Source organism: Methylophaga sp. UBA3603 (genome assembly GCF_002375335.1).
Lineage (GTDB): Bacteria > Pseudomonadota > Gammaproteobacteria > Nitrosococcales > Methylophagaceae > Methylophaga.
In genome coordinates this window covers 24,245-38,281 of record NZ_DFMC01000010.1, presented here as the reverse complement: position 1 = coordinate 38,281, position 14,037 = coordinate 24,245, and the positions used below count along the sequence as shown (strand labels likewise).

The 14,037-nt window shown below is 45.3% G+C and carries 11 protein-coding genes; 7 read left to right on the top strand and 4 right to left on the bottom strand.

Annotated features, from left to right (window positions below):
* The first annotated feature begins 117 nt into the window (after nucleotides 1-117).
* The 3 genes from B4F66_RS10970 to B4F66_RS10960 are packed head-to-tail and all read left to right on the top strand — an operon-like array spanning nucleotide 118 to nucleotide 4,424.
* Complete coding sequence (locus tag B4F66_RS10970) at nucleotides 118-1,620, top strand: YifB family Mg chelatase-like AAA ATPase (RefSeq protein ID WP_292354001.1); 1,503 nt, start codon at nucleotides 118-120, stop codon at nucleotides 1,618-1,620.
* Nucleotides 1,621-1,626: 6 nt separating this feature from the next.
* Nucleotides 1,627-3,639 carry a DNA helicase Rep gene (rep, locus tag B4F66_RS10965; RefSeq protein ID WP_292354003.1) on the top strand — a complete coding sequence of 671 codons (2,013 nt, stop codon included), beginning with the start codon at nucleotides 1,627-1,629 and terminating at the stop codon, nucleotides 3,637-3,639.
* Nucleotides 3,640-3,686: 47 nt separating this feature from the next.
* Nucleotides 3,687-4,424 carry a YcnI family copper-binding membrane protein gene (locus tag B4F66_RS10960; protein WP_292354005.1) on the top strand — a complete coding sequence of 246 codons (738 nt, stop codon included), beginning with the start codon at nucleotides 3,687-3,689 and terminating at the stop codon, nucleotides 4,422-4,424.
* A 62-nt stretch (nucleotides 4,425-4,486) separates the two neighbouring features.
* Here the strand turns inward: B4F66_RS10960 and B4F66_RS10955 are convergent, their stop codons facing one another.
* Nucleotides 4,487-4,705: a hypothetical protein gene (locus B4F66_RS10955; RefSeq protein WP_292354007.1), complete on the bottom strand. Its 219-nt coding sequence runs from the start codon at nucleotides 4,703-4,705 to the stop codon at nucleotides 4,487-4,489.
* Nucleotides 4,706-5,359: 654 nt separating this feature from the next.
* Here B4F66_RS10955 and B4F66_RS10950 point away from each other — a divergent pair.
* The 4 genes from B4F66_RS10950 to B4F66_RS10935 all read left to right on the top strand — a co-directional run bounded on the left by B4F66_RS10950 (nucleotide 5,360) and on the right by B4F66_RS10935 (nucleotide 8,942).
* A complete protein-coding gene (locus B4F66_RS10950; protein ID WP_292354009.1) occupies nucleotides 5,360-6,721 on the top strand; it encodes an MBL fold metallo-hydrolase RNA specificity domain-containing protein in 1,362 nt (453 codons plus the stop codon).
* Nucleotides 6,722-7,166: 445 nt separating this feature from the next.
* Complete coding sequence (locus B4F66_RS10945) at nucleotides 7,167-7,763, top strand: hypothetical protein (RefSeq protein ID WP_292354011.1); 597 nt, start codon at nucleotides 7,167-7,169, stop codon at nucleotides 7,761-7,763.
* 99 nt (nucleotides 7,764-7,862) lie between these two features.
* Nucleotides 7,863-8,501, top strand: coding sequence for a hypothetical protein (locus B4F66_RS10940; RefSeq protein WP_292354012.1), 639 nt, complete (start codon nucleotides 7,863-7,865; stop codon nucleotides 8,499-8,501).
* Between the two features lie 90 nt (nucleotides 8,502-8,591).
* On the top strand, nucleotides 8,592-8,942 hold the full coding sequence (locus tag B4F66_RS10935) for a DUF2200 domain-containing protein (protein ID WP_292354014.1): 351 nt from the start codon (nucleotides 8,592-8,594) through the stop codon (nucleotides 8,940-8,942).
* 29 nt (nucleotides 8,943-8,971) lie between these two features.
* Here B4F66_RS10935 and B4F66_RS10930 read toward each other — a convergent pair whose 3' ends face one another.
* The 3 genes from B4F66_RS10930 to B4F66_RS10920 all read right to left on the bottom strand — a co-directional run bounded on the left by B4F66_RS10930 (nucleotide 8,972) and on the right by B4F66_RS10920 (nucleotide 14,036).
* Nucleotides 8,972-10,246: an MFS transporter gene (locus B4F66_RS10930; protein WP_292354016.1), complete on the bottom strand. Its 1,275-nt coding sequence runs from the start codon at nucleotides 10,244-10,246 to the stop codon at nucleotides 8,972-8,974.
* Nucleotides 10,247-10,531: 285 nt separating this feature from the next.
* Nucleotides 10,532-12,943, bottom strand: a complete 2,412-nt coding sequence (locus B4F66_RS10925) for a TonB-dependent siderophore receptor (RefSeq protein ID WP_292354018.1) — start codon at nucleotides 12,941-12,943, stop codon at nucleotides 10,532-10,534.
* Nucleotides 12,944-13,061: 118 nt separating this feature from the next.
* The gene (locus B4F66_RS10920) at nucleotides 13,062-14,036 is read right to left on the bottom strand and encodes a FecR family protein (RefSeq protein WP_292354020.1); all 975 of its coding nucleotides are present in this window, start codon (nucleotides 14,034-14,036) and stop codon (nucleotides 13,062-13,064) included.
* Between the last annotated feature and the right edge of the window lies 1 nt (nucleotide 14,037).

The window sequence follows — 14,037 nt, the reverse complement described above, 5'->3', positions numbered from 1 at the left end:
CTTTTTTATTGTTGATATAGGAAACTGATAACCAGGTTTGATTAAGCCGGGATTGGTCTTCATTACATAGCGCTAATCGTCTAGAATCGATTTACACTAATTTTCCAGGGAAGGAATATGAGTATTGCCACGGTTTACAGTCGTGCTTTGACCGGTATTTATGCTCAGGCAGTGACGGTTGAAGTACATCTTTCCAATGGTCTGCCCAGTTTGTCGATTGTGGGTATGGCGGAAACAGCGGTTAAGGAAAGCAAGGATCGCGTTCGATCGGCATTGATTAATTCTCAGTTCAATTTTCCTCAGCAACGTATCACTATTAATCTGGCTCCTGCAGATTTGCCCAAAGAGGGTGGACGGTTTGATTTACCGATTGCGTTGGGCATTCTGGCGGCTTCAAATCAAATTCCGGTGCAATCGTTAAGTGGTATGGAGTTTATCGGTGAACTCGGTCTTACCGGTGAACTGCGTGGTGTTCGCGGTGTATTACCAACTGCATTAGCCACATCTGAGGCTAACCGACAATTAATGGTGCCGTTTGAGAATGCTGAAGAGGCGGCGCTGACTGAACAGGGTGAGAGTTTTGCTGCTAAGAGCTTGTTGGAAGTCTGTGCACATTTGCATGACCAATTGCGTTTATCGACCAATATAAATCAACAGAAACATAGTCAAAATAATTATGCCGATTTAGCAGATGTGCGTGGCCAGGCATCTGCCAGACGGGCATTGGAAATCGCAGCTGCTGGATCACATAGTCTACTTTTTGCTGGTCCGCCCGGAACCGGAAAAACTATGCTGGCTAGTCGGCTTCCAGGAATCCTGCCGCCGATGACTGAGCAGGAAGCGATTGAAACGGCGACTATTCATTCAATATCGTCTGCCGGATTTGAGGTAGAAAACTGGATGCAGCGTCCTTTTCGGGCGCCACATCACACCGCTTCTGCTGTGGCCTTAGTCGGTGGAGGCAGCCAGCCTAAACCGGGCGAGATTTCGCTGGCTCATCAAGGTGTGCTGTTCCTTGACGAGTTACCGGAGTTTGATCGTAAAGTATTAGAAGTTTTACGTGAGCCAATTGAATCTGGGAAAATAACTATTTCCCGCGCCGCTAATCAAGCGGAATTTCCCTCTAAATTTCAATTGGTTGCCGCAATGAACCCCTGTCCTTGTGGTTATCTGGGGCAGGCAAGATGTCATTGCACAGAAGAGCAAGTCAGGCGCTACCGTGGTAAGATCTCCGGCCCGTTATTGGATCGCATTGATATGTTGATGGAGGTGCCGGCAGTGGATAAAAAACTGTTGCGACCTCAGCCTGATGATGTCCCGCCGGAATCCAGTGAAGTGGTTCGTCAGCGAGTGATTCAGGCACGACAGATTCAACTGGAGCGTGCCAATAAAGCCAATGCGTCCCTGCAACATAAAGAACTAGAGGTTTTTTGCACCTTGTCAGATCAGGATTTTCAATTAGTAGAAAAAGCCATCAGCCGTTTTGGTCTGTCGGCCCGTGCCTATCATCGTATTTTAAAAGTGGCCCGCACCATTGCTGATTTGGCCGGTTCACCCGACATTCAAACAGTCCATTTAACAGAAGCCATCGGCTATCGACGCCTCGACACAGCGAATTAATATTTAGTGAAAGATCTCAATCCGGAACAGCGGGAAGCTGTGCGTTACATCGATGGACCGTTGTTAGTGTTAGCTGGTGCCGGCAGTGGCAAGACGCGGGTTATTACCCGCAAGATTGCCTATCTGATCGAGCAGTGCGGCATCAAAGCCAGCAATATCGCCGCCGTTACCTTTACCAACAAAGCCGCTCGTGAGATGAAGGAGCGGGTTGCGGAGCTGATGTCTACCCGACAAGCCTCAGCACGTGGTTTGATGGTCTCCACATTCCATACGCTTGGATTGAATATCCTGCGTCGTGATGGCAAATCATTAGGCTATCGTCCGGGTTTTTCCATTTTTGATGCGCAGGATTCACTGGCAGTTTTCCGCGATCTGATGGGACGCGATTTTGCGGCTGACAGCGATCATGCCCAGGAAGTACAAAATCTGATTTCAAACTGGAAAAACCAGCTGATTCTGCCCGAACAAGCCGCCCAGATTGCTGATGGGGCTCAAGAGGAATTTGCTGCCAGGGTTTACCCACGTTACGTGCAGGCATTGCAGGCCTATAACGCTGTGGATTTTGATGACCTGATTTTAAAGCCAGTGATTCTGTTTCGTGAACACCGTGATGTGTTGCAGAAATGGCAGGCGAAAATTCATTATCTGCTGGTGGATGAATATCAGGATACCAACGGCTGCCAGTACGAGCTGGTCAAACAATTGGTTGGCATTCGTGAAAAGCTCACCGTGGTAGGGGACGATGATCAATCAGTTTATTCCTGGCGTGGCGCACGCCCTGAAAATCTGGTGCAGCTGCAAACGGACTTTCCCAGATTAAATCTGATTAAACTGGAACAGAACTATCGTTCGATGGGCCGTATCCTGCGAGTTGCCAATAAACTTATCAGTCATAACCCCCATGTGTTTGAAAAGCGCTTATGGAGCGCTATGGGTGAGGGCGATGCCATTCGGATCATTGGTTGTCGTGATGACGAGCATGAATCGGAAAAAGTCATTTCCGAACTGCTATATCACAAGCTCAAACACCAGGCGAGTTTCAAGGATTATGCGATTTTGTATCGCAGTAATCATCAGTCCCGTTCGCTGGAAAAAGTGTTACGCGAACATAATGTGCCGTATTTTTTGACCGGTGGCACCTCGTTTTTCTCGCGAGTCGAAGTCAAAGACATCATGGCCTATCTGCGACTGCTGGCCAATCAGGATGACGATAATGCGTTTTTACGGGTCATTAATACCCCACGTCGTGGTATCGGTTCATCCACCTTGCAGGCGCTTGGTGAATACGCCGCCAAACGTAACACCAGTATGTTCGGAGCCTGTTTTGAAATGGGATTGGCGGAAAGCCTGCCAGCTAAATCAGTGCAGAATCTGGAAGTCTTTACCCGCTGGCTGATTGATATTGCTGATCGCGCTGCTCGTGGCAATCTGCTGGACGCGATCAAAGATATGATCGAGGAAATCAATTACCGCGGCTGGCTGGAAGAAGTCAGCGGCGATCCAAATAAAGCCAATCGTCGTATGGAAAATGTCGATGAACTGGTTAGTTGGATCGAACGAATGATTGATCAGGACACCGAAGAAAAATCGATAGGTGATATTGCTGCACGTTTAACGTTGATGGATATCATGGACCGTCAGGCGGATGAAAATCAGTCCGATGCAGTGCATCTGATGACGTTACATGCTGCTAAAGGGCTGGAATTTCCACATGTATTCATTGTCGGTATGGAAGAAGAAATCCTGCCACATCGAACCAGTATTGAAGAGGATTCCATCGAAGAAGAACGGCGTCTGGCGTATGTTGGCATCACCCGGGCACAACGCAGCCTGGTAATGACGCTGGCAAACACCCGCAAACGTTATGGCGAAAAGGTGGATTGTGAAGAGAGTCGTTTTCTTCGCGAATTACCACCAGAAGACTTGATTTGGATGACCGAAAAAACACAGGTCGATCCAGAAGAGCGAAAAGAGCGTGGCAAAGCCCATTTATCCAATATTCGCGATATGCTTAAGTAGCACATAGGTTGTATAACCTATTAGCGGATACGACTAAGGCGGTAAATATGAAAACAAAACTTCTGTACCTGGCGATGATGATTCCTGGCCTGGCAAATGCTCAAGTGTTTCTGGAACAGACTCAGGCCGAAAGTGGCAGCTATTACAAAGGTATACTCACCGTAACAGCAGGCTGTGATGGTTCGTCCACTACCTCCATTACCGTCGATATTCCCGAAGGTCTGCAATTTGTACAACCCATGCCCAAAGCAGGCTGGCAGCTGGAAATTGTTAAAAAACCTGTTGAACGACCCTTCTTTAAGGATGGGATTGAGATAACCGAAGCAGTAAGACAGATCACCTGGTCGGGTAATTCATTACACGATATTCATTTTGATGAGTTTATTTTCCGGGGCCGTGTCGGCGTTGGAGCTACCAGCGTGTTGTATTTCCCAGTTATTCAGAAATGTGAAGCAGGTGAACTGTATTGGGATCAAATTGCTGAGGTGGAACCGGTCAAAAAAACCATGCCCGAAACTGGTCCCCAATCCGTGATTGATCTGATGGAAGAAATGGAAGGGCTGGATAAAGAGCATCAAAATGATCAAGCGAAAAAATCAGAAATTTCAAGCGACGATGATCAGGTAAAAGCCGATCAACATCACCATGGTCATCAGATGGATATGACGGATACAGCCGATAAAATGGATCATTCAGCCCATTCTGGACATGGACAAACCACACTGCAACACCCCGCCCCGTTTGTCAAAGTGGTGGATGGCACCGGTGACCATCATCACCATTAATTCTCTCTGACTGAATAAAAAGGGCCCAGTTTTTAATTTAAATTGGGCCCTTTTTTTATGCATTATGGAGGAGTAGGCGGCTGCGGCATAGGCGGTGCGTCTTCAGCCTCTTTTTGTTTATCCTCATCCGGATCATCAGCCGGCTGATAGGTTCCTTTCGAAGGGTTTGGAACCTGAGGTGATTTTTCATCTTCTTTGTCCTCATATTCAGACTTTTTAGAAGCGGCGATAATAGTGGAGATACTCACTGAGCTTTCTCCATGGTTTTGTTGTAGTGTCATTAGGTTATTTCCTTAAGGTAGTTAAAGAAGATATCTTGCAGCAATTGCAAGACTGGAATGACTAACGCGATAATTTGCAGGGGGTAACCATTCAATGTGGCTAACAGTATCTCAAGGTGAAAAATGAATTCGCCTTACGCATAACCTGCTTAGAGATTTACAGAATTGAAATGCTTTAGTGTTTTCTACAGTAACGTATATAAACAAAAATACAAGAACATGAGTTAAGACGATCCTGAATTATGTTCATTCAAATCTGCCCATGACTATTGCCAACCTTAATTTCAATTAATTCTGACTTTTTGATTTTAAATAAACAGGGCATTTTTGTCCGGTATTTAATAACGCATTAACTTTTAGAAATTAACTACAGAGACCCAAAGGGCGCAGAGAAAATAAGCTTTACTATCGATACATCCCTACTACATTAAAGAGATCTAAATATTCCAGTCTTTACCGAACCTTTTAATTTAGATGGTCAATGTAGGGTGGTCTTCCAACTTAAAGGCAGTCCTCTGATAAGTTGCGTCTCTGGTAAGATTGGTAAAGCAGAAGTCACCAAAGATTTGACCCATATCAACTGTTTGAATGTCTAACCCCAGTAAACTTGTTCTCTAGCTAAAACAGCATTTGCCAGACAAGGATCACACGCATATGAAACTTCGCTTTCTCGGTGGTACCAGCACAGTAACCGGCTCCCGCTATCTACTTTCTGATGATAACCACCGGTTACTGGTGGATTGTGGTTTGTATCAAGGAGTGAAAACACTGCGACGGCGTAACTGGGCGCCATTTCCGATAGATCCTTCAACTATCAATGCCGTGGTACTCACTCATGCTCATATCGATCATTCCGGCTATCTGCCGGCACTGGTGAAGAACGGCTTCAAAGGCAAAATCTACTGCACCAAGGCCACCCACGAACTGTGTAATGTGTTGTTACCAGATGCTGGTTATCTCCAAGAGGAAGATGCCAAATATGCGGCTCGCAAGAAGTTCTCAAAACACCAGAGCCCTGAACCGTTATTTACCGAAAAAGACGCCAGAGAAGCATTAAAACACTTCGAATCCCTGCATTACCACGAGACATTTGAGCCAGTAAAAGGCTTTGAAGTCAGCTTTACCCCCGCGGGGCATATTCTGGGTTCATCCTGTGTGCATGTTCATCACAAAGCTTCAGACCGCACAGTGGTATTTTCGGGCGATGTAGGGCGACAAAACGACATTATCATGCGGCCGCCGGAACCACTCCAGCAAGCAGATGTACTGGTATGCGAATCCACCTACGGTGATCGCCTTCATGGTGAATCAGATCCCGAAGCGGTACTTGCAGAAATCATTACCAAAACCGCAGCACGAGGTGGTATCACGCTGATGCCTGCTTTTGCTGTTGGCCGAGCACAAATGCTGCTGTATGTGGTGCATAAACTGATGGGAGAAGGCAAAATCCCCGAAATGCCGGTCTACCTGAACAGTCCGATGGCTATCAAAGCCACGGAGACTTTCATCAAGCACCACAAAGAACATAAGCTGGACCAAAGCCAGTGCGCGCTGATTGATGCTCAAACTCAGTACATCCGCACAGTAGAGGAAGCTATTGAACTGGATACCATGCGCTACCCGTGTGTGATTGTTTCCGCAAGCGGTATGGCCTCTGGCGGTCGGGTTTTGCATCACCTTAAAACTTTGTTACCCAATCCCCGTAACAGTATTGTATTTGCGGGTTTCCAAGCCCCAGGCACCCGTGGTGATGCGTTGGTGAATGGGGCTCAATCCGTCAAAATCCACGGAGCGTACTGGCCGGTAAAAGCCGAAATTCATAATATGGATTCCATGTCTGCTCATGGTGACTACAATGAAATCCTGACATGGTTAGAGCAGGGTAACCTCAAGCCAGATAAAGTTTACGTCACCCACGGCGAAGTCGTCGCCAGTGACACCATGCGTAAACACATCACCGAAAAGTTCGGCTGGGATACCGAAGTGCCAGAGCTGTTTGAGGAAGTTGATATTTGATAGCTCGTGAGCTTTTAAAAATAACCACAGAGACACAGAGGGCACAGAGAAGAATTTTGAAATGCAGACTCTCTTTTAATGGCAGCTAATGAATTCGTCTGAATCAAATTCAAATCTTCGATTCATCTTTATATTTCAAATAAATCAAAGGTTTGTTTTAATTTCAAAAACCATATAAATTGTGATCTATCTCACATTTTGAGGCCGATATGGATATTCAGCTCACATCAACTCAATCCCAAGCCTGTTCAGGCAGAAAATTATTCGTTAATCATTCACGATTAATTCATACAGCAAAATCCTACCTGAAAAAAAACAAATATTTCAATGCCTTATTTGGCGCGAGATTATTGCGCCACATCTATAATCCATTCCCGTTAAGAATTATTATTGAGTCACAGGACTCATTCCCATGTTAAATGTATATCCAACATAGGGTTAGCAGATGAAAGTTTTAGACATTCGTGCAGTCGTAATAGCGTTAGTATGTGTGGCCCTATCTGCTTGCGCATCAATTGAAAAAAGCAGGTTGGCGGAACAGCCCACCAATCAGCCGCTTTTAGCTGGCAAAGGCGACATCGTGCTGAGAGTTAACAAGAAACGTGATCTAGAAAACGCATTTGGTAATGCTGATATTTTCGGGCGTAAAACAAACGAAGGTTTCAGTGAACTTCGGTTCGTTGGGATTGAAAAATCAGGAGCGGTAGTTTTTTACCGAAACGATGTTCAAATAATAACCAATGAGACGACTATGAGTCGCAGTGGAGCTTCGACAACTTACGGTTCTGCAAACACGACAGCTTCCGGAAGTTACTATGGGAATGAAAATTACGGAACTGTCGGCGGGAGAGCCTCCACCAATTACTCGTCAACTACTTTGTCGCCAACAAGCGATTTTCACGCCATTATTCCACAGGGCGCCACACCAATAATATTAAAACCAGGCGATACCTCAATTGTGATGGAAGGTTATGTTGTGGAGGTTCTTGATGTGAGCAGCAGTGCTCTGAAATACCAAATTTTCGAACCATCAGATCTTTGAACCAGTTATTAATTTTCAATTGACTCTGACACTTTTGATTCATTCCCTCGTTACTTAATATCCATCATTATTTACCTGAAGACAAACTAAGGAAAAAAAATGAATAAAATAGTAATTGCCGTAACATCAACTACTCTCGGTTTCATTGTCCTGGCACTTGTCATTTCATGGCTAAGTGATAACGAACAAGTCGGCAAATTGGCACCATCTGTTATTGATTGTCAGATTTACGAAGCCGGCGAGGCTTGTAATGACCTTTTAGAGCTTGGAGTATCACCAGAGCAATCTAAGAGTAATAAGTTTTCCCAATTGGAGAGTTCTGAAATAGCTGAAAGCCATGATCCAGAAGAAATGGAGAACCAGATTGATTTAACCTATCAGCACTTAGCTGAGAACAGCCACACTCTGCCAGAAACATTTACTCAAAGATGGTCCTACACAAAGGTATCCCAAAAACAAATAAACACCAAACAACTGCAATTGATAGCAGCTAAATGTATCATAACAAGGAACCAGAATGGCCGCGAATGTCTTGAGTTATTCGAATTAGGCATTGCTCCTGGATTGTATTTGAATAATCAAACGTATCTTGAAAAGACATTCAAAAGAATCGCTAGTGCAGCAGAAAAATCAGACCCTAGTTTATTAAAAGATCTGGATGTGTATACGCATGAATTTGCTTCAGAGAATGGCATATCATTGCCCGAAAGTTATACTTCTCGCTGGCCTAAACCATAATTAAGTCAAAACCATTTTTGGATGTGAAATGACAGGAATATCAAGGGGTCAGCAAACTTGATATGAGACCAACGCTATTTGGGGATAAAAATGGCTAAACATCCTATCTTCACCATGCCATTTTCCAAGGTTTATCCGCTTTATATTCAAAAGGCTGAACGCAAAAATCGAACGAAAGCGGAAGTGGATCAAGTCATCTGTTGGCTGACCGGTTATGACCAAGCTGACTTAAAACTACAAATCGAACTGGAAAATGATTTTGAAACCTTTTTTGCTCAAGCTCCAGCCATTCATCCAAATAGCTCACTGATCAAAGGTGTGGTTTGTGGCGTTCGGGTTGAAGAAGTCGACGACCCATTAATGCAGAAAATTCGTTATCTGGACAAGCTTGTTGATGAGCTGGCTAAAGGCAAGTCGATGGAGAAGATTCTCCGGTACTAAAACCAGCTATCAACAGACTAGATACTTGATTAATTATGCGCGTGCTCCGGATGAGGACGATGATCTTCTACCCATTGATCGTCCATGCGTGGATCCATTTCAGCAAGAACGCTGCCGGATGCTGCCGGAACGGCAACATAGACATTCATATGGTCTTCTGAAACTCGCTCGCTTTGTAATGAGTAATAGCCTAATACCAAGGCAAACAACGCCAGCACGATAAAAAAGGCGATTGCTGAAAATCCCAGTACAAAACCCAAAACTAACGGTGCAATAAATGACCCGAAGCCATACGAAAACAATAAGGTTCGGCTAATCTCAACCAGGTCGGTGTTTTCATCAAATACATCATTGGCCCGGGCAACACTCAAGGGATAAATGCTGAACAAACTGACACCCAATAAAAATCCCACTGTATAAAGCAACGCCACACTATCACGCCAAATCAAAGGCAAAATCAGCATCAGCAGCAAAACACCAACACTGAAAAATCCAGACCAGGCCAGCATTTTCCGACGGCCTAAACGATCCGATAACATGCCCACAGGCAATTGCGCCATCAGCCCGCCCAGAATGGTAATCGTCATAAACAATGAGACCACCTTAGGCTGATCAAATAGATTTAAGACGTACAGCGGTAGCATGGTGTAAAACGCGCCAACAAACACTCCACCAATAAAGCTCCCCACCAATGCCAAAGGGGCTATAGATAATAATTTTGGCATGCTGTAACGTTCAAAGGGCTTTAATACAGGTTGCGTGACACGTGTCACCGCGACCAATACCAGCGACCAGAGCACCAGAATGGAACCCAGAATGAAAATCGTATTGGATGACATCTCCAGTATTAATAGCAATTGACCTAATGCCAATGCCAGGAAGAATACGATGGTGTATATTGCGAGGATTTTGCCGCGGTCTTCAGAGGAGCTTTTTTCATTGAGCCAACTTTCTAATACGATCAGCATGGCGTAAAAGGCAAAACCGGATACCAAACGTAATGTGGCCCAAAACCAGGGATCAAACCATAAGGCGTGCCCTAAAAATGCCATGACCATAATCGCAGAAAAAGCCGAAAAACTACGTGCGTGACCTACGGTAACGATGAGTTTTTGACTGAAAATTGCGGCTAACATCGCGCCCAGGAAAAAAGCGGAATTGATTAAGCCGATGGCGCCCTCATTGAGACCTTCCTGTTTAAGAAATATGCCAATGAATGTCATCAATAAACCGTAACCCGTTGCTAACAGCGAGATCGAGAAGAACAACGATGAAATCGGTAATAGGGCTCTTTTGAAAAACATGGGGGTTCCTGAACGAAAACAGCTTGCTGCGTGTAAACACAACAAGCCACTATTTTGATTATTTTTTACACAAATTCAAGGCAGGATACAGCAAACTTGATTAGGATGAATGATGTTCAGCCGGGAACCGTGAGAAAACTCAAGCTTTTGCTAAAACCATTTATCAGTTAAATACCAAACGCTTGTCGGTCATGTTTAAAAAAAGCAAAGCAGGATAGATTTATGCTTTTTTCATTTTATGCAGAAAGTCCCGGCAGTGAATTACTGCCGGGCTATTTGTAAATATTAAAAGTCTAGTTGGGCTCCCAATTTGATGGTACGAGGTGCACCTTGAGCAATACTGGAGCTGCCTGCAGAGGTTAGCCAATAGGCTTTATCTGTCAGGTTCTCAACGTTCAGCCGCAGTGTCAGTAGTTGTTTGTTGAGCTCAATTTCATAGCGAGCGCCCAAATCAAACAACGTCACTGACCCGACATGCCATTGGTTTGCCGTATCCAGCGGTCGTTGGCTGGTATATTGCGCGCCGCCGGTGAAGGTCAGCTGTTTATTGGGCACCTGATATTCACTGTATAAACGAAATTGTTTATCAGCGACACCATGAACGGGGTTTCCTTCCAGACTTTTATCAGTAGTTTTTCGGTTGGTGGCATCCAGCCACATTGCACTGGCACCAACTAGCCATTGTTGATTGATTTTGGCTTGTGTGGAGAGTTCAAGTCCTTCGTAATGCGCTTCACCGTCCTGACTGAAGACATCATTCTCATCCTCATGTGTGAGCCCTTTTTGCAGTTTGAATATCGCAAGATTGGCTGACCAGTTATCGTAATCTACCTTGATGCCGGTCTCGTATTGTTTACTGACCAACGGGTCAAAGACTTCACCAGCATTGGGCGCGGTATTCGGCGCTGTCGCCCCTTGTTCAAGGGCTTCAACATAACTTGCGTAAAGTGATATCCATTCGACGGGCCGATAAATAGCTGCGATGGAAGGTGTGATTTCATTTTCTTTGTAATCGCCATATTTATCTTCAATACTGCCGTAACGTGCTCCCAGAATAAAGTCCCAACTGTCACCGACATTCAAGGTATCGGAAAGAAATACCTCTTTACGTGTAACTCTGGAATAATAATTAAACGTGGCATCTTCCTTATCAAGATGTCCGACCGGACGTTCAAATTCGACAGGTGAAGACAAATTACCTGAACCCAACGGAATCCGAAACTGGCCGATACCGGTGCTATTACCTGAAACGGTGCGGGTATGTGATAAGCCTGCAACTACGTTATGGGTAACGGAGCCGGTTTCAATGACACCACTTAGTACATTTTGTGTATGGTAGCTTTTAAATAAATTGTTGTAATTGAAGAGCGTAGCGGAATAGTTGCCATCGCCATCCACGTACAAAATGGGCATCAGCGGGTTGCGGTAGCTGGTGGAGTAACGATAGGAGAGCTTGTTGTTCCAGTTATCGTTCAGCTGCCAGATTAAATCAGTGCCAGTGGTCATGTGTTCTGATTCGTAACGGGTCCAGTCTGGTGTAAGACGTTTATCACCATCAATTGGATCTATAACACTGCCGACTGTGTCAGTAGGACTAATTGAAAAATAACCACCATAGCTTTTACGCTCAGATATCAGTGCATCTGCCTGCCAGGTCAGATCCGGCGTAATACGTAAATCGACGGCAACAGAGGCTGATTTACGGTAGGACTCACCGTCATCGACATAGGTGTCACCAGCCTCACTGACCACATTAACGCGGTAACCAAATATACCATCTGGACCGACACGACCGCCGACATCACCGTGTGCCATTAGCAATCCGCTATCCATTATTTGCGTGGAAACACTGGCTTCGAATTCTTCAGTGGGCCGTTTAAGCACATAATTGATGATGCCGCCCGGAGCTCCAAATCCATAGAGGAAACCGCCCGCACCTTTCAGAATCTCTACGCGTTCAAGGTGTTCCAGAGGGAGGTCTTTGGCACGGCTGCGGAAATTCATTCCATCGAGTTTCTGTCCGGTATCGAAATCCGGGTTGATGCCGCGAATCGAAAATGCGTTATTTTCCGTGATCAAATTATTCGATGAGAGGCTGATAGCGGCATCAAATTTGGTTAACTCACCCAGCGAACGTGCCTGCAGATTAGCAATGTAATCTTCAGAGTAAGTTTCAATGGTAAATGGCGTATTTTGCTTTGACAGGTTTCCCAGTGCTCCAGCGAAAACATCACCCACCCGATAGGCATTGGCGGCAGAGCCATTCATACCCAGACCTTGTACCTGCAAGGTCGATAAAGTGACGCTTTGATCATCCTGATTGGCTTTATGCAAAGCGTAACTTTTGTCACCCTGAGCCACCGCGACCAGACCACTGCCGTTGAGAATATGGCTTAGTGCATTTTCAACGGTATAGCTGCCTTGCAATCCATCACTGCTCTTGCCGCTGGCTAATTCCGAAGCACCCACAAGATAGATTCCTGCCTGAGCAGATAAGCGGGCCAGTACCTGGCTTAGTGATCCGGCGGGGATATTAAATTGTTGCGTGGCTTGAGCCACTGACTGAGTTGTTTCTGCCTGTGCAGCAGGTAGTGTCAGCAACGTCCCCATGCTGGCAGCAGCAATAAGATGGATCGAAAGTGCCAGTGGCTTAAATCGGTTTTTACCCGGTTGTGTGTGGCGTTGTGGTTTCACCATTGTTTTACCTCATCGAGTTTAGTGTTGATACAGATATAAACGGATGAGGCGTGTAGACCCGGAACCATAATTTGAAATAAAACGAAAACAATCTGTAGGTATTTGATTAAATTGAAATTTAACTCTGGATTGGTTCCAGAATGATCCACCCTGGAAACACCTGACGTGCCTGTATGGGCAAAACGCTGGTGAGCATTGCCAAAACACGTTCAGTATCCGCTAGCGGGAAACTGCCATACACTTTCAGCTGAGCAACCTCATCAGAGATATTGATATAGCCATATTGATAACGGTTAAGCTCGGCAATTAGCTCCTGCAGTGTCATATCTTCTGCGACTAACAATCCCTGCCTCCAGGCCTGTCGGGCAGTTACAGCATTTTGTTTTGGCATTATCTGGCTTTCATTAAAACGGCTGGTTTCACCTGCTTGAAGTTCAACATAGTGGTCGTTATTGGTATGAACAGACACTGAACCGTCATAGACGGTAAGCTCGATATCCTGTTGCTGATTCATCACGTTAAACTGTGTTCCGAGCGCCGTTAATCTTCCATGCACCGTATCTACAACGAATGATCTTCTGACATCTTTTGCTGTCTCGATAAAGATCTCACCATGGAGTAACTCAATGCGTCTTTGTTGGGTCGTGTAATCAACATTGATGGCACTCGCTGTGTTTAACCATACCTGCGTGCCATCTGGCAGGTTGATATCAGTTTGTTGTCCGACACTGGTGTGGTAGTCAGCAGCCAATGCCATCACACTGTCAGGCAGCCATTTTCTATTCCAGCTGAAATGACCTGCTAAACCAATCACAGCAATACTGGCCATGCCACTGAGAAGTCGGCGGCGTTGACGTAATCGTTGATTGGCATTGTATAGATTGTCAGCTGTGCTATGCGGGTCGGGTGTTTGCTGTAAGGGCTGGAAACCCTGGCTGATTTTTTCCACGTAAAGCCAGGCGGTTTTATTCTCAGGTTTGGCATCAAGCCATTTACGCCAGCCGGACTTGTGGTCATTACTGGCTTGACCATCACGAAGAATGGCAAACCATTCGGCGGCTTCTTCCAACGTCTTATGAGAAGGTTCAACCATT

Excerpts from the sequence above, each read along its gene's own strand:
- B4F66_RS10970 (WP_292354001.1), top strand. The coding sequence starts at position 118 with ATGAGTATTGCCACGGTTTACAGTCGTGCTTTGACCGGTATTTATGCT.
- B4F66_RS10960 (WP_292354005.1), top strand. The coding sequence starts at position 3,687 with ATGAAAACAAAACTTCTGTACCTGGCGATGATGATTCCTGGCCTGGCA.
- B4F66_RS10955 (WP_292354007.1), bottom strand. The coding sequence starts at position 4,705 with ATGACACTACAACAAAACCATGGAGAAAGCTCAGTGAGTATCTCCACT.
- B4F66_RS10950 (WP_292354009.1), top strand. The coding sequence starts at position 5,360 with ATGAAACTTCGCTTTCTCGGTGGTACCAGCACAGTAACCGGCTCCCGC.
- B4F66_RS10945 (WP_292354011.1), top strand. The coding sequence starts at position 7,167 with ATGAAAGTTTTAGACATTCGTGCAGTCGTAATAGCGTTAGTATGTGTG.
- B4F66_RS10940 (WP_292354012.1), top strand. The coding sequence starts at position 7,863 with ATGAATAAAATAGTAATTGCCGTAACATCAACTACTCTCGGTTTCATT.
- B4F66_RS10935 (WP_292354014.1), top strand. The coding sequence starts at position 8,592 with ATGGCTAAACATCCTATCTTCACCATGCCATTTTCCAAGGTTTATCCG.
- B4F66_RS10930 (WP_292354016.1), bottom strand. The coding sequence starts at position 10,246 with ATGTTTTTCAAAAGAGCCCTATTACCGATTTCATCGTTGTTCTTCTCG.
- B4F66_RS10925 (WP_292354018.1), bottom strand. The coding sequence starts at position 12,943 with ATGGTGAAACCACAACGCCACACACAACCGGGTAAAAACCGATTTAAG.
- B4F66_RS10920 (WP_292354020.1), bottom strand. The coding sequence starts at position 14,036 with ATGGTTGAACCTTCTCATAAGACGTTGGAAGAAGCCGCCGAATGGTTT.